Raw genomic sequence first — 18,849 nt, forward strand, 5'->3', positions numbered from 1 at the left:
CTATCCCGAACAGCGCTGACGGAAGCGCCGGCACCCCCGCAAGCTCGTGACATCCACCACAACCGGAGCAGCAAGCCCGGCCAGCGGAGATCAGGAGTAGCCATGACCGACCCCACTGCCCGTTTCGACATCGCGCACCTCGCCCGTGCCGAACTGTTCACCCCCAGGCCGCAGGAAACCCTCGACTTCTTCACGAAGTTCCTCGGCATGTACGTCACGCATCGGGAGGGGCAGTCCGTCTACCTGCGTGGGTACGAAGACCCGTACCAGTGGAGCCTGAAGGTCACCGAGGCGCCGGAAGCCGGCATGGGCCACGCCGCGCTGCGCGCCAGTTCGCCGGAGGCGCTCGAGCGCCGCGTGGCGTCGCTGAAGCAGGGCAACGTCGAGGGTACGTGGAGCGAGGACCAGTTCGGCTACGGCAAGACCTTCGAGTTCCAGTCCCCGGACGGTCACAACCTGCAGTTGCTGTGGGAGGTGGAGAAGTACGTCGCCCCGCAGGAACTGCAGAGCAAGATCCTCTCGCGGCCGTCGAAGAAGCCGCTGTCGGGGATTCCGGTCAAGCGGATCGACCACCTCAACCTGATGGCCTCGGATGTCACCCCGCTCAAGGACTCGTTCGAGCGGCACCTCGGATTCCGCACCACCGAACGCGTCGTGGACGGCAACGTCGAGATCGGCGCCTGGATGAGCTCGAACCTGCTCGGCCACGAGGTCGCCTGCATGCGGGACATGACCGGCGGCCGCGGCAAGCTCCACCACCTCGCGTTCTACTACGGCACCGGCCAGCACCTTGCCGATGCGGTCGAGATGTTCCGCGACTACGACATCCAGATCGAGGCCGGCCCCGACAAGCACGGGATCACCCAGGGGCAGTTCCTCTACGTGTTCGAGCCGGGCGGCAACCGCATCGAACTGTTCGGCGAGGCCGGTTACCTGCACCTGGATCCGGACGCCGAGACCAAGACCTGGCAGATGTCCGATATCGACACCGGTCTCGCGGTCGGCGGCGCGAAGCTGCCGTGGGAGACGTACTTCACCTACGGCACCCCGAATCCGCTCGCACTCGATCAGCACATCGAGAAGTTCTCGCACTTCGGTCCCGGTGCTCCCGTCGACGACCCGGAGGTGAGTGCCGCGGAACGCGCGGTTCCGGACGAAATCGACCATTCCCGAGCGGTTTCGGGATCCCCGGTCTGAGCCCTGGCCTTCTGCGGGTGCGCACCTCCCGCGCCGGTCTCCGGCGTGCCGCGACGAGAGGTGCGCACCCGCGTGTCAGCCGGCGTCCGGGAACGTCACCTCGAGCGCCGCGAGCTGCCCGGGATCCGACACCACCTCGATCTCGACGATCGCGTCGTCTTCGATCGTGAAGGCGAACACCGTGCGCGGACGGCCGCCCGGCGCCCATGCGGCACCGGGCATTCCGTCGACGAGCACCGTCCGGGCGGCCTGGGCGCGGCCGTCGAAAACCTTTGCGACGCTGTGGGGTCCGTGAAGCTCGTGCGCGAGCGCCGGTGCGCCGTGAGCCGCGCCGGCACGGGCCGTCGCCACGGCGACGTCGTCCGCGCGAAGGACCACGTCCGGATCGAGCAGGGCCAGCAGGTCGTCGAACCGTCCCTCCCGCGACGCGGCGAGGAACGCGTCGACGAGGCGACGGCGGCGCATCAGGTCGGCCCGTGGGGCGGTCGCGCCCTGGATGCGCCGCCGCGCGCGGCTCGCGAGCTGGCGGGTGGCGGCGGGGGAGCGCTCCACGATCGGGGCGATCTCGTCGAACGGGACGGCGAACAGGTCGTGCAGCACGAACGCGAGGCGTTCGGCCGGGGCGAGGGTGTCGAGCACGACGAGCATGGCCACACCGACCGAATCGGCCAGCAGTGCAGCGCTTTCCGGAACGTCGCGCGGGTCCGTCGACCCAGGTTCGGGACGGTCGGGCTGATCGAGGGGGACCTCCCGGCGCGAGCCCCGGGAGCGCAGCATGTCCAGGCACACCCGGCTCACCACCGTCGTCAGCCAGCCTCCCAGGTTGGCGACCTCGTCGGTGCCGGAGCGGTGCAGGCGCAGCCAGGCCTCCTGCACGGCGTCGTCGGCCTCGCTCGCCGAGCCGAGCATGCGGAAGGCCACCGCCCGGAGATGGTCCCGATGTGCCTCGAACTGTTCGGCGGGGAAGGCGCCGCCGGGGTGGGCCGAAAAGTATCCGTCGCTCATGTCGTCACATTCTGTCGTCGGGATCCGTCATGGCTGTGACGAACGCACGACCCCGGATGTGACAAGGAGACGATCATGAAGGCTCGAATGACGAATCCCGCGCTCGTTCTGCCCGACGCGGTGACGGCGTTGCAGGCACTGGGGAACGCCGCCGACGGTGGCGGGCTGCCGGCGCGCACCACCCACCTCGTGCATCTGCGGGCGAGCCAGATCAACGGATGCAGCGTCTGTGTGGACATGCACCCGCGGCTGGCGAAGAAGGACGGGGAGACCGACAAGCGGCTGTTCGCGGTGGCGGCGTGGCGCGAGGCGCCGTACTTCACCGATGCCGAGCGGGCGGCCCTGGCGCTGACGGAGGCGGTGACCCGGCTCGCGGACCGGCCCGACCCGGTGCCCGACGACGTCTGGGACGAGGCCGCCCGCCACTACGACGAGCCGCAACTGGCGGCGCTGATCTTGCAGATCTCGCTGATCAACGTGTGGAACCGGCTCAACGCGACGGTCAAGCAGGTGGCCGGCGCGCAGTGGTGACGACCGCGACGTTGCCCCCCGCCGTATTTTCTGGAATCATTCCAGATAATGCGTCGGAGGGTCGTCGCCCGCGTGGTGACGGCCCCGAACGAAAAGGAGTGCGCTCATGTTCGCCGCCGGCTCCGGTGCCGTCACGCTTCCGTCGATGGTCCTCGGAGGACTGCGGCCGCTCTACCGGCAGATGGCACGCGCCAACGTGCGCACCGTGGGCTTCGTGCACACCGTGGGCGCGAACCGGTTCGAGGTCCGGCTGACCGCGGCGGTGGGTGGACCGACGCTCGACATCCGTTCGCGGGACCGGACGATCGCGTTCACGGTGCCGCTCACGGCGCAGTTCCGGGCGCAGCCGGAACTCGATCCGGGCAGCTACCGGACGCTGTGCGCGATGCTGACGCCGGACGCCGCTCCGGCGGCCGGCACCGTCGTCCGCTTTCTGCAGGGCCTCGTCGCGCAGGCGCCCGCCGTGCTCTCCCGCACGGACACCCCCGCGGCCTGAGGGAGCCCGCCGCGACGGGGTTCGGCTGCCGAGACGGTGCCCGGGGGGCATGATCGGATCGGGACCGAACCGTGGTCCGGAGGAGGGTGACGATGGCGGAGGAAGGCGAGACCCGTCGATTCGGACTGCTCGGGTCCGCGATGGAGGAGTTGCTGGAGAGGACCCGCGCCGTGGCGGACGCGGTCGGGTCGATCGGGAGCGACGCCCTCGGCGCGATTCCCGAGCCCCTGTCCGCGCCCGCGAACCGGATGCTCGGCTCTCTTCGGCAGGTGATGGAGCTCGTGCCACCCGTCCTCACCGAGTTCGACGCACTCGTCGAGCAGCTGCACGCGCAGCGAAAATCGGTGCAGGCGCTGCAGGCACAACTGTCGGCGTTCGACCGTCAGTTGGAGGTGGTCGAAAAGTCGCTGGCGCCGTTGCAGGGTCTGGCCCATCAGTGGTCCCGTCTGCAGCAGTCGCTGCTCGACTACCCCGCCACCGGCGAACCGAAGAAGTCCGGCCCGTCGGAGGCCTGATCGACCGGATGCGTCGGCTCGTCCGGCGCCGCAGCATCCCGGTGCGTCCTTCGGGCTGCTGGGACAGCCCAAAGGACGCACCGGCGGCGCAGCCGCCTACAGGCCGGGGCGCTTGCCGATCGTCAGGGTGACCTCGCCGGTGCCGGCGAAGAAATCGTTGCCCTTGTCGTCCACGACGATGAACGCCGGGAAGTCCTCGACCTCGATCTTCCACACCGCTTCCATACCCAGTTCCGGGTATTCGAGAACCTCGACCTTCTTGATGCAGTCGAGTGCGAGGCGCGCGGCCGGCCCGCCGATGGAGCCGAGGTAGAAGCCGCCGTGGTTCTTGCAGGCGTCGGTGACCTGCTGCGAGCGGTTGCCCTTGGCGAGCATGACCATCGAGCCGCCCGCGGCCTGGAACTGCTCGACGTAGGAGTCCATCCGGCCGGCCGTGGTGGGGCCGAACGAACCGGAGGCCATGCCGTCCGGGGTCTTGGCCGGCCCGGCGTAGTACACCGGGTGGTCCTTCAGGTACTGCGGCATTCCCTCGCCGGCGTCGAGGCGTTCCTTGATCTTCGCGTGCGCGATGTCGCGGGCGACGACGAGCGGGCCCGTGAGGGACAGCCGGGTCTTGACGGGGTGCTTGGACAGTTCGGCGAGGATCTCCGGCATCGGCCGCGTCAGGTCGATCTTCACCGCGGCACCCTTGCCGGTGCCCGACACGCCCTCGGTCTCGGCGTCGAGCTGGGCGTCGGTGATCTCGGGCAGGAAGCGGCCCGGGTTGAACTCGAGCTGTTCGAGGAACACGCCCTCCGGGGTGATCTTCGCCTTCGCCTGCCGGTCGGCGGAGCAGGACACGGCCAGCGCCACCGGCAGCGACGCGCCGTGCCGGGGCAGGCGGATGACACGCACGTCGTGGCAGAAGTACTTGCCGCCGAACTGCGCGCCGATCCCGATCTTGCGGGTCAGCTCGAGCACCTGCTCCTCGAGCTCGAGGTCGCGGAAGCCGCGGCCGGTGATCGCGCCCTCGTTCGGCAGCTCGTCCAGGTAGTGCGCCGAGGCGTACTTGGCGGTCTTGAGGGCGAACTCGGCGGAGGTGCCGCCGACGACGATCGCGAGATGGTACGGCGGGCACGCGGCGGTGCCGAGCGAGCGGATCTTGGCCTCGAGGAATCGCATCATCGAGTCCGGGTTCAGGATCGCCTTCGTCTCCTGGTACAGGTACGACTTGTTGGCCGATCCGCCGCCCTTGGCCATGAACAGGAACTTGTAGGCGTTCTCGTGGCCGGCCGCCGTGTCGGCGTAGAGCTCGATCTGCGCCGGCAGGTTCGAGCCGGTGTTCTTCTCCTCCCACATGGTGAGGGGAGCGTTCTGCGAGTACCGCAGATTGAGTCGGGTGTACGCGTCGTACACGCCGCGGGCGATGGCTTCCTCGTCGTTGCCGGGACTGAGGACGTGCTGGCCGCGCTTGCCCATGACGATCGCGGTGCCGGTGTCCTGGCACATCGGCAGCACCCCGGCGGCGGCGATGTTGGCGTTCTTCAGGAGATCGAGCGCGACGAACTTGTCGTTGTCCGACGCCTCCGGGTCGTCGAGGATGCTTGCGAGCTGCTTCAGGTGATCCGCGCGCAGGTAGTGCTGGATGTCGTGCAGCGCGGTCTCGGTGAGCAGGCGCAGCGCCTCGGGCTCGACCTGCAGGAAGGTGCGGCCGCCCGGTCCTTCGACGGTGGACACCCCCTCGGTGGTCAGCAGCCGGTACTCGGTGGGGTCTTCCCCGATCGGCAGCAGGTCCTCGTAGAGGAAGTCGGCCATTTCTTCTCCTGAACTGTCCTGGACAGCGGGGCTGATGTTCGCGACAAGGCTAGTCCGGGCGACACGGCGCCCCGACGCCGGGGCGTGTGACGCAATCCGCTCCCGCACCCGTCGTGACCTGCGTCACTATCGAATTCGGCCGTCGCTGTGGCGCCGGTCACGGCCCCGGCGGCACGCGATCCGTACACTGGTATGGATGGTTCGTACGGCACAGGAACGGGTACTCGGAGAGCATCGGGTACCCGGAGGGCACCGCTTCCGACAGACCCGAGAGCGGGAGTTCGAGAACACATTGAGTACCGAGACCGTGCCGACGACGGCACTTGCGCACCGCGGATCGCTTCGCGGCGCCCACGCCTGGCTCGACGTCGCCGTCGTGGTGGTCGTCCTCGTCGCCACCAACCTGATCGCGCACTTCACCACCGTGTGGGCCAGCATCGCGACGGTGCCCATCGCGGCCGTGGTGCTCGTCGCGCTGATGCGCCGCCGGGGCATGCGCTGGTCCGAACTCGGGCTCTCGCCGCGCCACTGGCGGTCCGGTTCGCTCTACGCGCTGGGCGCCGCGGGGATCGTGCTGGCCGTGATCGCTGTCGGCGTGGCGCTGCCCCCGACCCGGCAGTTCTTCCTGTCCGACCGCTACGCCACGATCTCCGGCGCGCTCCTCGCGTCGATGATCGTCATCCCGCTGCAGACGGTCATCCCCGAGGAACTCGCGTTCCGCGGCGTGCTGCACGGCACGCTCGAACGTGTCTCGGGTGCGCGCGGCGTGTTCGCCGCCGGCTCGCTGCTGTTCGGCCTGTGGCACATCGCCTCGTCGCTCGGGCTCACGAACGGCAACCGCGGGCTCAGCGGCGTCCTCGGCGGCGGCCTGTGGGGACAGGTGCTGGGCATCGCCGGAGCGGTCGTGGCGACCGCGGCCGCCGGATTCGTCTTCACCTGGCTGCGCCGCCGCAGCGGGAGCCTGATCGCCCCGATCGCCCTGCACTGGTCGCTCAACGGCGCCGGTGCCCTGGCCGCGGCCCTGGTCTGGCACGCCACCCTGAACTGACCGCCGGCGAACCGCCACCGCGGTACCGTGCGCTGATGGCACTCGCGGTCTGCCTGCTCTTCGACGCCGCCGCCCGGCGCGCCCTGCAACAGCTGTGGGCCCGGCTCGAAGATCTCGGTGTGCCGACGCTGCTCACCCATACCCACGGCCGGCACGTGCCGCACCTGTCGTACGCGGTGCTGCGCAGCTACGACGTCGACGACGTGACGGCCGCGCTCGAGGCGCTGCCCGACGGCGGGCCGCTGACCCTCTACTCCGACGGCCTGGGCGCCTTCCGGCGCGGACGGATCTGGCTCGCGCCCGCCCCCACCGCCGACCTCCTGCGGCGCCAGCAGCGTGTGGTCGACACCGTCACCGCCACCGGCGCGGACCTGCACAAGCACTACCGGCCGGGCGTATGGACCCCGCACCTGACCCTCAGCCCCCGCGCACGGCTGGACGACCTGCCGCGGGTGGCCGCGGCCGTCTACGACGTGCTGCCCCTCGCAACGGCCGTGTCCGGCGCGGCACTGATCGACACCACGACGGGGGAGCGCCGTCCGTTGCGGCGGGTCCCGTGACCGACGTCGCTCACTCCTCGGGGTTCTCCACCCACTTGCCGTAGGGCGGGGGGCCCTCGCCCATGATCTGCACTCCGAAGTGCGGGGCGTGCTTCCACACGTAGCCGTGCAGGGTGTGTTCCTCCGACGTCTGCGTGTTGACGAGGACGAGGTCTCCCGTCGCGCGCTCCTCGAGCGAGAACCCGCTCTCCGGGCCCTCGAGTACCCACCACTTCTTCCTGCTCATGATCGATGCCCTCCGGTGCGGGACGGGACAGGTCTCGGGCCGGACGTTACTCCCGAGCGGGCCTTCGCGGCACCGGTTCGCCGATCCGGGTCATCGGCTCCCCAGCAGACGGCGGGTGGTCTCGTCGGCGGGGTAGAACGCCTCGATCGCCAGTTCCGCGACGGTGACGTCCAGCGGCGTGCCGAACAGCGTCGTCGTGCTCAACAGCGACAGCTCGCCGTCGTCGGTGCGCAGCCGCAGCGGCACCACCAGGGCGTGGGCGCCGGCCGGGTCGAGCTCGGCGTCGTGGCCGTCGTCGCACGGGTAGGCGGCCAGTTCGGCGTGCAGCCGTCGCAGCACCGGGTCGCCCGTCGCGGCGAGCTGGTGCCGCAGACGTGTCAGCAGGTGCGCCCGCCACTGGCCGTGGTTGGCGATGCGCGGCGCCATGCCCTCCGGGTGCAGCGTCACCCGCAGCACGTTCACCGGGGGCTCGAGCAGCCGCGGCGCGCAGCCGTCGAGCAGTCCCACCACGGCGTCGTTGGCGTCGACCATCGTCCAGTGCCGGTCCACCACCAGCGCCGGATACGGCCGGTGCGACGCCAGGATCCGCTCGATCGCGTCGGCCACCGCGGCCATCGGCACGTCCCCGAGTCGGTGCTCCGGATACGCGGGGGCCAGGCCGGCCGCGAGCAGCAGCGAGTTGCGCTCCCGCAGCGGGATGTCGAGCTGATCGGCCAGGCGCAGCAGCATGGTGCGGGTCGGCCGCGACCGGCCGGTTTCGAGGAAGCTCACGTGCCGCGCCGAGACCTCCGCCCGGTTGGCGAGCGCGAGCTGGCTCAGGCCGCGACGCTCGCGCCAGTGCCGCAGCAGCACTCCGACGGGTTCCTCGTGCACGGTGGTCATGCCCGTCACCGTAGGCGCGGAGTGGGAAGGGCGGCCATTACCTGCCGGGTAATCGATTCGGGCACCGGAGCGCGGCAGTCTCGTCGGTGTGCGGCACACCGCCGCCACCGACCGACCGGGAGGACCCCATGACCGCCTACGCGATCGCCCATCTGCGTTCCGTCGACTTCGGCCCCGAGATCGTCCGTTACCTCGAGGAGATCGACGACACCTTCACGCCGTACGGGGGCAGGTTCGTCGTCCACGGCGCCGAACCCGAGGTTCACGAGGGACCGTGGCCCGGCCACGTCGTGGTCGTCGAGTTCCCCGACCTCGAGCAGGCCCGCGCCTGGTACCGGTCGCCGGCCTACCAGGCGATTCTGCCGCTGCGCACCGAGCACTCCGACAGTTCGGCGATCCTCGTCGACGGCGTGCCGCCGGGATACCGGGCGAGGGACTACCTCGCCAAGGTGGGACGCGGCTGATCCGTCCGCGGTTCAGCGCAGGATCCCGGCCGCGCGGGCCGGCGCCGCATACGCCTCGGCGAGGGTGTCCACCGTCTCGTGGGCGTTGAGCCCGCTCGGATTCGGCACCACCCACACCGGCACCCCGCCGAGCGTCTCCGCCTGCAGCCCCGCGACGGCCTTCCGGTGCCCGAACGCCGACCGGTACGCGGTGATGCCGGCGACGGCCACCACCCGCGGCCGGTGCAGCGCCACCACCTCGGCCAGCCGCACCGCCCCGGCCCGCAGTTCCTCGGCCGTGAGCTCGTCCGCGCGGGCCGTGGCGCGCGGCGCGAGATTGGTGATCCCGACGCCCCGCTCGATCAGGTGGGCCCTGTCGTCCTCGCTCATCCCCGAGGTGGGGTCGATGGGCCGGAGCAGGATGCCGGCCCGCAGCAGCGCCGGGTAGAAGCGGTTGCCGGGCCGCGCGAAGTGCGCACCCGTCGCCGCCGTCCACAGGCCCGGGTTGATGCCCACGAACAGCAGCCGGCAGTCCGGCCCGATCAAATCGGGCACCACCGCGTCACGGAAGCGTTCGAGTTCGGCGCGCGTGAATCCCACCCGCCCCACGGTAGCGAGCGGCGCCGCCGGCCCCGGCAGTGCCGGGCCCGGGGAGTGTGGCCGCCATCGCGCCCGCGCCCATCGGCTAGGGTGAAATGCGCGTCGTGGCGGGACCGGACAGCCGCGGCGAGCAGGGCCGAAACGATAGGGGAAGGTGTGCAGCGCCGGAACGTGATCGGTAACCCCGTCGGAGACTCGTCCGGCCGCGAGGTGGCGCTACCGCCGTACACGGATCTGCTGTGGCCCACCCTGCAGGCGCTGATCGGGCTCGGAGGCTCGGCCTCGATCGAGGAGCTCGAGAAGGCCGTCATCGCGCGCGAAGGTCTGTCCGAGGCCGCGCGGTCCGTACTGCACGGCGACGGGCCGGTCACCGAGATCGAGTACCGGGTCGGCTGGGCGCGCACCTACCTCAAGGGCATGGGGCTGCTCGCCAACACCCGTCGCGGCGTGTGGAGCGTCACCGACCGCGGCCGCGCGGTGCAGGAATCCGAGATCAAGCCCCTGCAGGTGGCATACACCGCGGAGAAGCGGCGCAAGCGGCTCGTGCGCAACGCGTCGTCGCGCGCGCAGGTGGTGACCCTCGCGGCCGCCCCCGAGGATCCCGAGCTGTGGCGCGAGCCCGTGCTCGCCGCCGTCGCCGAGCTCCCCGACGAGGGCTTCGAACGGCTCGCCGTCGCGGTGCTCCGCGCCGCCGGCTTCACCACCATCTCGGTGCCCCCGCACGGCGGTCACCTCGACACCGGCTCCGACAACGACGTCGACGTCGAAGGCACCGGCGTGCTGCGGGTGTCGCTGCTCGGCTTCTCGGTGTTCTTCCGGTTCCTGCGCGGCCCCGAGCGGGCGGGCGCGGACGTCGTGCGCGAGTTCCGCGCCGCGATGGCCGGTCGCGGCGAGAAGGGCCTGCTCGTCACCACCGGGACGTTCGGCGACGACGCCCGCGCCGAGGCGCATCGCCTCGGCGCGCCGCCCATCGAACTCGTCGACGGCGACGGCCTGTGCGATCTGCTCAAGGAGCACGGTCTCGGGGTCCACACCACGGTGCGCACCGTCGAGGACGTCGCCCTCGTTCCCGCCTTCTTCGCCGAGCTCGGCGGCCGGTAGCCGCGCCGCGTCCCCGTCGCGCGGGCCCCGAATCCCGATGTGCCCGCGCGGGACCCGCGAGTGTGGTGCAATACCGGAAGCTCGACACCCTGTCCGCCGTGCACGCTCGTCCAAGCGAGGTTCGATGGCCATCTCACGTCGGGAACTGTTGCGGTACGCGGCCGTCGGCTCGTGCGCGGCCTGGGTGTCGGCCGTCGCCGCCCCCGGGGTGGCGCACGGCCGGGAGGTGCTCGGCACGATCGTCGACTACTCGGCGGCCGTGCCGTCGCCGTCGTCGATCCGTGCCGCCGGGCACATCGGTGCCATCCGGTACGTCTCGGACCGCCGGCCGGGCGCCGAATGGATGCTGGCCAAGCCGCTGACGGAGTCGGAGGCCGCCGCGCTCGTCGCCGGCGACCTCGAGGTCGTGTCGTGTTATCAGTTCGGCAAGGCCGACACGGCGGACTGGCTCGGCGGATACGACGCCGGGGTCCGGCACGCGACGCGCGGCCTCGAGCTGCATCGGGCGGCCGGGGGACCGGCGGACCGGCCGATCTACGCCTCGGTCGACGACAATCCGTCCGAGCAACAGTTCGCCGACCTGATCGCGCCGTACCTGCAGGGCTGGCACGACGTGCTCGGCGCCGGGAACACCGGCGTGTACGCCAACGGGCCGACCATCTCCTGGGCCCGCGACGCCGGCCTGGGATCGTTCTACTGGCAACATGATTGGGGCACGGCTGAGGGCTACGTGCATCCCGCGGCGAACCTGCACCAGGTGGGTGGCGGGACGATCGACGGCATCGGCATCGACGTCAACAATGTATTCAGCGCCGACTACGGGCAGTGGTCGCTCACCGCCGGTTGAGCCCGCCGGGCCGCGCCCGGGGAACGGCGGCGGTCAGGGCCAGCGCGACGGCGGAGGCCGCGATCGACAGCAGGAAGGTGGCGCGGAACCCGTCGAGGGCGGGCACCGTGTAGGTGCCGACCGTCGTGGTCATCGCCGCGAGCACCACGCTCACCACCGCCGCGGACGTGGACGTCCCGATCGAACGCATCAGCGTGTTGAGACTGCTCGCGGCGGCGGTCTCGGACAGCGGCACCGCGCCCATGATGAGGGCCGGCATCGCCGCGTACGCCAGGCCGATGCCCGCCCCGATGATCATCCCCGCCACGACGATGTGCCAGATCTCGGTGTACGCGACGTAGACCAGCACGTAGCCGGCGCCCACCACCACGACCCCGCTCGCCAGGGTGACCCGTGGCCCGTGGCTGCCGGTGATCCGCGCGGAGACGGGGGACAGCGCCATCATGACGATCCCGCCCGGCGCGATGAGCACGCCGGCCGTCACCATGGACAGCCCGAATCCGTAGCCCGTCTCGGTGGGGGCCATCAGCAACTGCGGGAACGCGAGCATCTGTCCGTAGATCGCGAATCCGACGGCGACCGACGCGAGGTTGGTCAGCAGCACCGGGCGCCGCGCGGAGATCCGTAGATTCACCAGGGGTCGCGCCGTGCGCAGTTCGTAGTATCCCCACACGAGCGCCGCGCCGGCGGCGCCGGCGAACATGCCCAGGGTCAGGGGATTCGACCAGCCCCAGGTGCCGCCCTTGGTGACGGGCAGGAGCAACAGCGTCAGCGTGACCGAGAGGCCGATCGCGCCGACGACGTCGAACCGGCCGGGGTTGCGGTGGGGCGACTCCGGGATCACCTTCAGCACCATGGCGATGCCCAGCAGGCCGAAGCCGGCGGCGGCGGCGAACAACATGTGCCAGTCGGCGATCTGGGCGATGGCCGCGGCGACGGGGAATCCGACGGCGCCGCCCACCCCGAGGGTGGCGCTGATGGTCGCCATCGCCCCGGCGATCCGCCGGGGCGGCAGTTCGTCGCGCAGGATCGCGATGCCGAGCGGGATCGCGCCGGTCGCCGCGCCCTGCAGGGCGCGGCCGGCGATCATCGGGAGCAGCGACTCGGCGAGGGCGCAGACGAGGGAGCCGGCCACGACCGCGCCGAGGCTGACCAGCAGCATGCGCCGCTTGCCGAACATGTCGCCCAGCCGGCCGCTGATGGGGGTGAGGACCGCCGCGGCGAGGAGCGTGGCGGTGACCGCCCATGAGGCGTTCTCCACGGACGTGCCGAGCAGGTGCGGCAGCTGGGGGAGCAGGGGGATGACGAGGGTCTGCATCAACGCGACGACGATCCCGCACAGGGAGAGCACCGCGACGAGACCACGGGGTGCGGGGCGTTCGGCTGTGACCGGAACGGGGGTCTCGACGGCCATGCGCCTCCTCGGGTCCGGGGGCCGCGCGATACGGGCGGGCATGGACGTGATCTACGAGATGTATCAGGTTCCCCACCGGGAGGGCAGCCGCGCGCCCGCCGATCGGGACACGGGCCCGGCCGGTCAGCTCTGGCAGTGCGCGGCGGGGTCGGGTTCGGCGGCGGTGACGACGAGCGTGGGATGCGGGTTGTCGGGGGCATCGTGGACACCGCGCCACGACAGCAGCGACCAGCGGGACAGTCCCGACAGCGCCGAGCCGAGGCTGGCGAACGACAGCGACGACAGGGCCGAACCGAACGAGCCCACCGAACCGACGGACAGCACCGACCCCACGCTGCCGATCGACAGGATCGAGTACGCCGAGCCGATGGACAGGATCGAGCCCTCGGAGCGGACGGACAGGATCGACCGGTGTGAACGGCGCGAGCGCAGGGACCGGGAAGCGGTGAGCCTGGACGGTGTTTCGGCCATGACTCGGTCTACCACGCGGTTCCCGGCTCGGGAAGCGCCCGGACGACGGAGGCCGCCGGGGGATGATCCCGGCGGCCTCGGCCAAGGTGCGGATGATCGGTCAGGCGACCGTGACGAGCCCGATCGTCGGCAGGAAGGTGCACGAACGCGGGGCCGCGCCCGCGGCTTGCGTGGTGATGCCGCCGGAGATCACGGCGGCCACGTTGCCGGAGCCGGTGTCGGCGATCGCGCTGAGCGTCGTCGGCCCGTCGGGATTGATCCTGGCCTCGTTGGTCAACGTCGCGGTGCCGCTGCGGCCGTTGGAGACGTTGATCCAGCTCACCGTCAGCGGCTGCGCCTGCTGGTCGGCGAACTTGGCGGTACCCAGGGCGGTGAACACGAACCCGGCCTGGCCGGCCTTCGGGCCCGGCGGCGGGAGCGGCGCGGGGCCGGCCACGGCGAGCGCGGTGCCGATGGAGTCGCCGCCGTCGCGGATGCAGTCCTTGCCGATGCTCGGGTACAGGAACTGCGAGATCGCCACGGCGCCCGGCTCCGGAATGTCGGGTCCGCCGCCGCCGCTGCCGTCGAGGAAGGTGATCACGCGCTGGAGCAGGGCCTTGACCGAGTCCGGCAGCTGCGAGTTCGCGAGCAGTTCCTTCGCCTGGTCGAGGAGCTGATTCTTGCCGTCCGCGACGTCGGCCGGGCCGGCCGCCGCTCCGACGATGGCGGGGGCGAGGGAGGCGAGGGCCTCGACCTCTTCGGGGGCGGCTGCCTGGGTGCTGAGCATGCCCATGAGCGACTCGATCGACAGATCCGCCGGCACCTGGTAGCCGGCGAACTCGGCCGGCAGCTGGAGCACGTCGGGGATGCCCGGAACGACGGGTTGCGCGACCGCCTGCGACGGCACGGTGAGCGCCGCGGCGGCGGCGAGGGCGCAGGCGGTGAACATCCTGCGCGTTGCTCGGGTTCGAAGCACTTTTCCCCATCCTTGTCGTTGAAGCGGCTCCGGAGCGCGAGGCGCCGATGCCGCTGACGGCTCGGGGAGACACTTTATGTAGGCCCCCCGATCAGTACAAGCCGTGGCCGGTCTCACAGCCGCGCCCGTACTGGCGGGAGTCTAGCCATAACGTGTTCCGATCAGTGGTGTCCGCTCGAGACTACGTGTGACTGATGTGGTTTTTGTGAGAGTAGATGAAACTGTTACTGATGTGAGTATCGTGTTCGGCCCGCCGCCGCGGAACGGATAGTCTGCATCCGTCCCCGGCCCTTCCCCCCGGGGTGACGTGACGACGGGAGGCCGCACCGCAGTGTCCGATCCGGTTCGCCCGCATCGACTGTGGTGGTGCGCGGCCCTGCTGGCCGTCTCCGTCGGAGCCCGGCTGGCGTGGAACTTCCTCACGCCCAACGGCATGAATCTCGTGGATCTGCACGTGTACGTCGACGGTTCCGCGGCGCTGCTGCGCGGCGAACTGTACGACTTCACCTACACCCGGGACACTCCCGAGTTCTCCCTGCCCTTCACCTACCCGCCGTTCGCGGCACTGGTCTTCTTCCCGCTGCACTATCTGCCCTTCCCGGTGGTCGGGGTGGCGTGGCAGCTGCTGACCGTGGCCGCCCTGTTCGGCCTCCTGCGCATCTGCCTCGAGTTGCTGTTCGGTTCCGCGGCGCACGGCGCGCGCTGGACGGCGGTCGCGCTCGTGTGGACGGCGGTGGGCATCTGGACGGAGCCCATCCGCACGACCCTCGACTACGGACAGGTCAACGTGTTCCTGGCCTTCGGCGTGATGGTCGCGGTCCGCAGCAACCGCTGGTGGCTCTCGGGCGGACTGGTCGGATTGCTCGCCGGCATCAAGCTGACCCCGGCGATCGCCGGCATGTACTTCGTGGCGCGTCGCCGCTGGGCGGCGGCGTTCTTCTCCGCGGCGACCTTCGCCGCCACCGTCGCCGTCAGCTGGCTGCTCCTCGGCGACCAGGCGCGGACCTACTTCACCACGTTGTTCGGCGACGCCGACCGGATCGGGCCGGTGGGGTCGGTCTGGAACCAGTCGCTGCGCGGAGCGCTGAGCCGCATCGTGGGACACGACGTGGGCACCGGGCCGCTGTGGCTGGCGGCTGTCGCGGCCTCGGCGGCGCTCGCCGTCGCGGCCTGGCGTGCCCTCGGCCCGGACGACCGGCTCGGCACGATCGTCGTCGTCGAACTGTTCGGGCTGCTGGTGTCGCCGATCTCCTGGATGCACCACTGGGTGTGGGTGCTGCCGATGCTGCTGTGGCTGGTCTACGGGCCGCTCGCCGGCCGCCTCGGCACCCGTGTGCTCGCCGGGTTCTGGGCGGTGCTGACCGTCGTCGGGGTGCCGTGGCTCCTCGGCCTGGCGCAGGACTCGATGTGGGACATCTCCCGCCCCGCCCTGCTGGCCTGGGCGGGCGCGTGCAACGTGGTGGGGGTGCTGGCGGTGTACGCGTGGATCGTCTACACCGGGCGCCCGGCTGCGGCCCCGCCCGTCAGCCGCGGGCCAGCGCGTCGATCTTCCGGGCCAGCTCCACGTCCGACCCGGTGATCCCGCCGGCGGAATGGGTGGACAGCGAGTAGGTCACCTTCCGCCAGCGGATGTCGATGTCGGGGTGGTGGTTCGCCGCCTCGGCGGCCTCGGCCACCCTGTCCACCAGCGCGACGGCCGCGGGGAACGAGGAGGACTCGACGGTCCGCACGATCGCGTTCCCGTCCCGTCGCCACTCGGGCAGCTGGGCGAGGGCGGCATCGATGTCGGCGTCGGAGAGCAACTCGGCCATGCCCCATTCTGGGACGATGCCGCACATGAGTGCAACGACGGGCCGGGCGGACGAGGTAGTGGCCGGGGCGATCTTCCGCGACGGCCGGCTGTTGCTGGCCCAGCGCATCGGGCCGCCGGAGCTCGCGGGGCTGTGGGAGCTGCCGGGCGGCAAGGCCGAGCCGGGGGAGTCCGCCGAGGCGGCGCTGCGCCGGGAGCTGCGCGAGGAACTGGGCGTGGAGGTCGCCGGTGCGCAGCGGGTCGGGGTCGGGGTGCCGCTGGACGGCGGCCGGGTGCTGCGTGCCTACCGGGTGGAGCTGCTCTCCGGGGAACCGCGGCCGCTCGAACACGCGGCGCTGTGCTGGGTGGACGCCGACGAGCTGGAGCAGATCGACCTGGTGCCGAACGACCGGCTGTGGCTGCCGGAGCTGCGCGCGCACCTCGGGCGCTGACGGGGCGGCCGGTCAGGCGGCGCGGGCCTTCTTCAGGCGCTTCGCGAGTTCCTTCCCGCCGAGGCCCTCGTGCTCGAGCCTCTTCATCCGCATGATCACCACGGGGCAGCGCACACAGCGGGTCTTCTTGCGGCAGCACTTCTTCTTGGGCTCGAGCTGCGCGACCCTGCTCGCCTTCACCTTGCCCATCCGTGTCGCCGGCCTTTCGTCGGTGGGTCCCGGACCACAGCACTGGGCCCCTGGTCACATCAATTGGAAGGTTAGCATGCCCTAACAAAGGCGGAGGCGCCCGGCGAGCCGGTTTCGGCGGCCCGCAGCCGCCGGCGGGTTCGCCGAACAGTGCGCCGGGACGTGGCGAACGTCACGCTCCGGCCCGCGAACTGGTGAATCAGCCGTCGGCGGGCGCGAGGTACCACGTCCGGCCTGTACTGTATTGGAGGCCGCAGTGCCTGTGCGGGCCGTTCGCGGCCGCGAACGGGTGACTCGCATTCGCGACGCGGCCACCGCAAGAACGCCGTACGGGCGAGGTGCCGTCTGGGTCCAGTGCCGTGTGGCCGGACAACAGCCAGGAGAGCCATCGCGTGAGCACCGCCAGTTTCCGCAACGTCGCCATCGTCGCGCACGTCGACCACGGAAAGACCACCCTCGTCGACGCCATGCTGCGCCAGTCGGGCGCCTTCGCCGAGCGCGCGGAACTCGTCGACCGGGTCATGGACTCCGGTGACCTCGAGCGCGAGAAGGGCATCACCATTCTCGCGAAGAACACCGCCGTGCACCGGTACAACGGCGACGGCACCGTCACCGTCATCAACGTGATCGACACCCCCGGTCACGCCGACTTCGGTGGCGAGGTCGAGCGCGGCCTGTCCATGGTCGACGGCGTCGTCCTGCTCGTCGACGCATCCGAGGGCCCGCTGCCGCAGACCCGCTTCGTGCTGCGCAAGGCGCTCTCCGCGTCGCTGCCGGTGCTGCTGGTGGTCAACAAGACCGACCGCCCCGACGCCCGCATCGCCGAGGTCGTCGAGGAGACCCACGACCTGCTGCTCGACCTCGCCTCCGACCTCGACGACGAGGCCTCCGAGGCCGCCGAGCAGCTGCTGGACCTGCCGGTCCTGTACGCCTCCGGGCGCGAGGGCAAGGCGTCGACGGAACAGCCCGAGAACGGACAGGCGCCCTCCGCCGAGAACCTCGACGCGCTGTTCGACGTCCTCATGAAGTACATCCCCGCCCCCAAGGGCGATCCGGCCGCACCGCTGCAGGCCCACGTCACCAACCTCGACGCCTCCGAGTTCCTCGGCCGCCTGGCGCTGCTGCGCATCCACAACGGCGAGCTGCGCAAGGGCCAGACCGTCGCGTGGATGCACGCCGACGGCGTGAAGAACGTGAAGATCACCGAGCTGCTCCAGACCATCGGTGTCGAGCGCCGGCCCGGTGACGTCGCCGTCGCCGGCGACATCGTCGCCGTCGCCGGTATCCCGGACATCATGATCGGCGACACCCTTGCCGACGTGGACAACCCGGTCGCCCTGCCGCGCATCACGGTCGACGAGCCGGCCATCTCGGTGGTCATCGGCACCAACACGTCGCCGCTCGTCGGCCGCGTGCAGGGCCACAAGCTGACCGCGCGCATGGTCAAGTCCCGTCTCGACTCGGAGCTGGTCGGCAACGTGTCGCTGCGCGTGCTCGACATCGGCCGCCCCGACGCCTGGGAGGTGCAGGGCCGCGGCGAGCTGGCGCTGGCCATCCTCGTCGAGCAGATGCGCCGCGAGGGCTTCGAGCTCACCGTCGGCAAGCCGCAGGTGGTCACCCGGCAGGTCGACGGCAAGGTGCACGAGCCCTACGAGGAACTCACCATCGACAGCCCCGAGGAACACCTCGGCGCGATCACCCAGCTGCTCGCGGCCCGCAAGGGCAAGATGGTGCAGATGTCCAACCACGCCGCCGGATGGGTGCGCATGGAGTTCATCGTCCCGTCGCGCGGCCTCATCGGGTTCCGCACCGACTTCCTCACCGAGACCCGTGGCACGGGCATCGCCAACGCCGTTTTCCACGGCTACGCCCCGTGGGCCGGGGAGATCCGCGCGCGGCACACCGGCTCGCTGGTCTCCGACCGCTCGGGCTCGGTCACGCCGTTCGCCATGATCCAGCTCGGCGACCGCGGCACCTTCTTCGTGGAGCCGGGCAGCGACACCTACGAGGGCCATGTCGTGGGCATCAACCCGCGCGCCGAGGATCTCGACATCAACGTCACCCGCGAGAAGAAGCTCACCAACATGCGCTCCTCCACGGCCGACGTGATGGAGACCCTCGCGAAGCCGATCACCCTGAGCCTCGAGGAGGCCATGGAGTTCTGTGCGTCCGACGAGTGCGTCGAGGTCACCCCGGAGATCCTCCGCGTCCGCAAGGTGCACCTGTCGGCCACCGACCGGGCCCGCGCCCGCTCGCGGGAGAAGGCTCGCAACAAGTAGTCGCGGCAGTGGTGGTCCCGGCGCAGCCGGGACCACCGCCGCATCCCGGAGGGAA

The 18,849-nt window shown here is 71.0% G+C and carries 22 protein-coding genes; 12 read left to right on the forward strand and 10 right to left on the reverse strand.

Annotated features, from left to right (window positions below):
• The first annotated feature begins 102 nt into the window (after positions 1-102).
• Entirely contained in the window at positions 103-1,197 is a 1,095-nt protein-coding gene (locus KZJ41_RS08785) for a VOC family protein (RefSeq protein WP_006933903.1), read from the forward strand.
• Between the two features lie 75 nt (positions 1,198-1,272).
• Here the strand turns inward: KZJ41_RS08785 and KZJ41_RS08790 are convergent, their stop codons facing one another.
• A complete protein-coding gene (locus KZJ41_RS08790) occupies positions 1,273-2,202 on the reverse strand; it encodes a sigma-70 family RNA polymerase sigma factor (protein ID WP_065922834.1) in 930 nt (309 codons plus the stop codon).
• A 75-nt stretch (positions 2,203-2,277) separates the two neighbouring features.
• Here KZJ41_RS08790 and KZJ41_RS08795 point away from each other — a divergent pair, with 75 nt between their 5' ends.
• The 3 genes from KZJ41_RS08795 to KZJ41_RS08805 all read left to right on the forward strand — a co-directional run bounded on the left by KZJ41_RS08795 (position 2,278) and on the right by KZJ41_RS08805 (position 3,744).
• Positions 2,278-2,733, forward strand: a complete 456-nt coding sequence (locus KZJ41_RS08795) for a carboxymuconolactone decarboxylase family protein (protein WP_029542316.1) — start codon at positions 2,278-2,280, stop codon at positions 2,731-2,733.
• A 106-nt stretch (positions 2,734-2,839) separates the two neighbouring features.
• Entirely contained in the window at positions 2,840-3,229 is a 390-nt protein-coding gene (locus KZJ41_RS08800; protein WP_065922833.1) for a hypothetical protein, read from the forward strand.
• A gap of 92 nt (positions 3,230-3,321) precedes the next feature.
• Positions 3,322-3,744 (forward strand): hypothetical protein, encoded by a 423-nt coding sequence (locus KZJ41_RS08805; RefSeq protein ID WP_029542318.1) that lies wholly within the window; start codon positions 3,322-3,324, stop codon positions 3,742-3,744.
• Positions 3,745-3,840: 96 nt separating this feature from the next.
• Here the strand turns inward: KZJ41_RS08805 and KZJ41_RS08810 are convergent, their stop codons facing one another.
• Positions 3,841-5,538 carry a fumarate hydratase gene (locus KZJ41_RS08810; RefSeq protein WP_029542320.1) on the reverse strand — a complete coding sequence of 566 codons (1,698 nt, stop codon included), beginning with the start codon at positions 5,536-5,538 and terminating at the stop codon, positions 3,841-3,843.
• A 292-nt stretch (positions 5,539-5,830) separates the two neighbouring features.
• Between KZJ41_RS08810 and KZJ41_RS08815 the strand changes: the two genes are divergently transcribed.
• Together KZJ41_RS08815 and KZJ41_RS08820 are read left to right on the forward strand one after the other, a co-directional pair.
• Entirely contained in the window at positions 5,831-6,586 is a 756-nt protein-coding gene (locus tag KZJ41_RS08815) for a CPBP family intramembrane glutamic endopeptidase (protein WP_044475769.1), read from the forward strand.
• A 35-nt stretch (positions 6,587-6,621) separates the two neighbouring features.
• On the forward strand, positions 6,622-7,146 hold the full coding sequence (locus tag KZJ41_RS08820) for a 2'-5' RNA ligase family protein (protein ID WP_006933916.1): 525 nt from the start codon (positions 6,622-6,624) through the stop codon (positions 7,144-7,146).
• Between the two features lie 10 nt (positions 7,147-7,156).
• Here KZJ41_RS08820 and KZJ41_RS08825 read toward each other — a convergent pair whose 3' ends face one another.
• Positions 7,157-7,372, reverse strand: coding sequence for a hypothetical protein (locus tag KZJ41_RS08825; RefSeq protein WP_006933918.1), 216 nt, complete (start codon positions 7,370-7,372; stop codon positions 7,157-7,159).
• A 90-nt stretch (positions 7,373-7,462) separates the two neighbouring features.
• Complete coding sequence (locus KZJ41_RS08830) at positions 7,463-8,254, reverse strand: helix-turn-helix domain-containing protein (RefSeq protein WP_006933920.1); 792 nt, start codon at positions 8,252-8,254, stop codon at positions 7,463-7,465.
• A gap of 128 nt (positions 8,255-8,382) precedes the next feature.
• Here KZJ41_RS08830 and KZJ41_RS08835 point away from each other — a divergent pair, with 128 nt between their 5' ends.
• A complete protein-coding gene (locus tag KZJ41_RS08835; RefSeq protein ID WP_029542324.1) occupies positions 8,383-8,718 on the forward strand; it encodes a DUF1330 domain-containing protein in 336 nt (111 codons plus the stop codon).
• A gap of 12 nt (positions 8,719-8,730) precedes the next feature.
• Here the strand turns inward: KZJ41_RS08835 and KZJ41_RS08840 are convergent, their stop codons facing one another.
• Positions 8,731-9,297, reverse strand: a complete 567-nt coding sequence (locus tag KZJ41_RS08840) for a mismatch-specific DNA-glycosylase (RefSeq protein WP_065922832.1) — start codon at positions 9,295-9,297, stop codon at positions 8,731-8,733.
• Between the two features lie 156 nt (positions 9,298-9,453).
• Between KZJ41_RS08840 and KZJ41_RS08845 the strand changes: the two genes are divergently transcribed.
• Both KZJ41_RS08845 and KZJ41_RS08850 read left to right on the forward strand, forming a co-directional pair.
• The gene (locus KZJ41_RS08845) at positions 9,454-10,398 is read left to right on the forward strand and encodes a winged helix-turn-helix domain-containing protein (protein WP_006933925.1); all 945 of its coding nucleotides are present in this window, start codon (positions 9,454-9,456) and stop codon (positions 10,396-10,398) included.
• A 124-nt stretch (positions 10,399-10,522) separates the two neighbouring features.
• Entirely contained in the window at positions 10,523-11,245 is a 723-nt protein-coding gene (locus tag KZJ41_RS08850; protein ID WP_065922831.1) for a DUF1906 domain-containing protein, read from the forward strand.
• Here KZJ41_RS08850 and KZJ41_RS08855 read toward each other — a convergent pair.
• The 3 genes from KZJ41_RS08855 to KZJ41_RS08865 all read right to left on the reverse strand — a co-directional run bounded on the left by KZJ41_RS08855 (position 11,232) and on the right by KZJ41_RS08865 (position 14,058).
• Positions 11,232-12,659 carry an MFS transporter gene (locus KZJ41_RS08855; RefSeq protein WP_006933931.1) on the reverse strand — a complete coding sequence of 476 codons (1,428 nt, stop codon included), beginning with the start codon at positions 12,657-12,659 and terminating at the stop codon, positions 11,232-11,234. The two genes, KZJ41_RS08850 and KZJ41_RS08855, sit on opposite strands and share 14 nt — an antisense overlap.
• Positions 12,660-12,782: 123 nt before the next feature.
• Entirely contained in the window at positions 12,783-13,130 is a 348-nt protein-coding gene (locus KZJ41_RS08860; RefSeq protein WP_044475770.1) for a hypothetical protein, read from the reverse strand.
• Between the two features lie 100 nt (positions 13,131-13,230).
• Positions 13,231-14,058, reverse strand: a complete 828-nt coding sequence (locus KZJ41_RS08865; protein ID WP_037200674.1) for a hypothetical protein — start codon at positions 14,056-14,058, stop codon at positions 13,231-13,233.
• A gap of 358 nt (positions 14,059-14,416) precedes the next feature.
• Here KZJ41_RS08865 and KZJ41_RS08870 point away from each other — a divergent pair, with 358 nt between their 5' ends.
• Positions 14,417-15,664, forward strand: a complete 1,248-nt coding sequence (locus tag KZJ41_RS08870) for a mannosyltransferase (RefSeq protein ID WP_037200676.1) — start codon at positions 14,417-14,419, stop codon at positions 15,662-15,664.
• Here the strand turns inward: KZJ41_RS08870 and KZJ41_RS08875 are convergent.
• Positions 15,609-15,896 carry a 4a-hydroxytetrahydrobiopterin dehydratase gene (locus KZJ41_RS08875; RefSeq protein WP_029542335.1) on the reverse strand — a complete coding sequence of 96 codons (288 nt, stop codon included), beginning with the start codon at positions 15,894-15,896 and terminating at the stop codon, positions 15,609-15,611. The two genes, KZJ41_RS08870 and KZJ41_RS08875, sit on opposite strands and share 56 nt — an antisense overlap.
• Before the next feature lie 25 nt (positions 15,897-15,921).
• Here KZJ41_RS08875 and KZJ41_RS08880 point away from each other — a divergent pair, with 25 nt between their 5' ends.
• Entirely contained in the window at positions 15,922-16,326 is a 405-nt protein-coding gene (locus KZJ41_RS08880; protein WP_029542337.1) for a (deoxy)nucleoside triphosphate pyrophosphohydrolase, read from the forward strand.
• 12 nt (positions 16,327-16,338) lie between these two features.
• Here the strand turns inward: KZJ41_RS08880 and KZJ41_RS08885 are convergent, their stop codons facing one another.
• Positions 16,339-16,506, reverse strand: coding sequence for a hypothetical protein (locus tag KZJ41_RS08885; protein WP_006933942.1), 168 nt, complete (start codon positions 16,504-16,506; stop codon positions 16,339-16,341).
• Positions 16,507-16,907: 401 nt separating this feature from the next.
• Here KZJ41_RS08885 and typA point away from each other — a divergent pair, with 401 nt between their 5' ends.
• Positions 16,908-18,794 carry a translational GTPase TypA gene (typA, locus tag KZJ41_RS08890; protein ID WP_006933946.1) on the forward strand — a complete coding sequence of 629 codons (1,887 nt, stop codon included), beginning with the start codon at positions 16,908-16,910 and terminating at the stop codon, positions 18,792-18,794.
• The last annotated feature ends 55 nt before the right edge of the window (positions 18,795-18,849 follow it).

Origin of the sequence: Rhodococcus sp. 11-3 (genome assembly GCF_023704055.1) — a bacterium.
Lineage (GTDB): Bacteria > Actinomycetota > Actinomycetes > Mycobacteriales > Mycobacteriaceae > Rhodococcus > Rhodococcus aetherivorans.

Bases quoted from the DNA above. Each gene is read 5' to 3' on its own strand.
- KZJ41_RS08865 (WP_037200674.1), bottom strand. From the start codon at position 14,058: ATGTTCACCGCCTGCGCCCTCGCCGCCGCCGCGGCGCTCACCGTGCCG.
- KZJ41_RS08810 (WP_029542320.1), bottom strand. From the start codon at position 5,538: ATGGCCGACTTCCTCTACGAGGACCTGCTGCCGATCGGGGAAGACCCC.
- KZJ41_RS08880 (WP_029542337.1), top strand. From the start codon at position 15,922: ATGAGTGCAACGACGGGCCGGGCGGACGAGGTAGTGGCCGGGGCGATC.
- KZJ41_RS08830 (WP_006933920.1), bottom strand. From the start codon at position 8,254: ATGACCACCGTGCACGAGGAACCCGTCGGAGTGCTGCTGCGGCACTGG.
- KZJ41_RS08795 (WP_029542316.1), top strand. From the start codon at position 2,278: ATGAAGGCTCGAATGACGAATCCCGCGCTCGTTCTGCCCGACGCGGTG.
- KZJ41_RS08805 (WP_029542318.1), top strand. From the start codon at position 3,322: ATGGCGGAGGAAGGCGAGACCCGTCGATTCGGACTGCTCGGGTCCGCG.
- KZJ41_RS08850 (WP_065922831.1), top strand. From the start codon at position 10,523: ATGGCCATCTCACGTCGGGAACTGTTGCGGTACGCGGCCGTCGGCTCG.
- KZJ41_RS08835 (WP_029542324.1), top strand. From the start codon at position 8,383: ATGACCGCCTACGCGATCGCCCATCTGCGTTCCGTCGACTTCGGCCCC.
- KZJ41_RS08820 (WP_006933916.1), top strand. From the start codon at position 6,622: ATGGCACTCGCGGTCTGCCTGCTCTTCGACGCCGCCGCCCGGCGCGCC.
- KZJ41_RS08790 (WP_065922834.1), bottom strand. From the start codon at position 2,202: ATGAGCGACGGATACTTTTCGGCCCACCCCGGCGGCGCCTTCCCCGCC.
- KZJ41_RS08800 (WP_065922833.1), top strand. From the start codon at position 2,840: ATGTTCGCCGCCGGCTCCGGTGCCGTCACGCTTCCGTCGATGGTCCTC.
- KZJ41_RS08825 (WP_006933918.1), bottom strand. From the start codon at position 7,372: ATGAGCAGGAAGAAGTGGTGGGTACTCGAGGGCCCGGAGAGCGGGTTC.
- KZJ41_RS08785 (WP_006933903.1), top strand. From the start codon at position 103: ATGACCGACCCCACTGCCCGTTTCGACATCGCGCACCTCGCCCGTGCC.
- KZJ41_RS08855 (WP_006933931.1), bottom strand. From the start codon at position 12,659: ATGGCCGTCGAGACCCCCGTTCCGGTCACAGCCGAACGCCCCGCACCC.
- KZJ41_RS08875 (WP_029542335.1), bottom strand. From the start codon at position 15,896: ATGGCCGAGTTGCTCTCCGACGCCGACATCGATGCCGCCCTCGCCCAG.
- KZJ41_RS08860 (WP_044475770.1), bottom strand. From the start codon at position 13,130: ATGGCCGAAACACCGTCCAGGCTCACCGCTTCCCGGTCCCTGCGCTCG.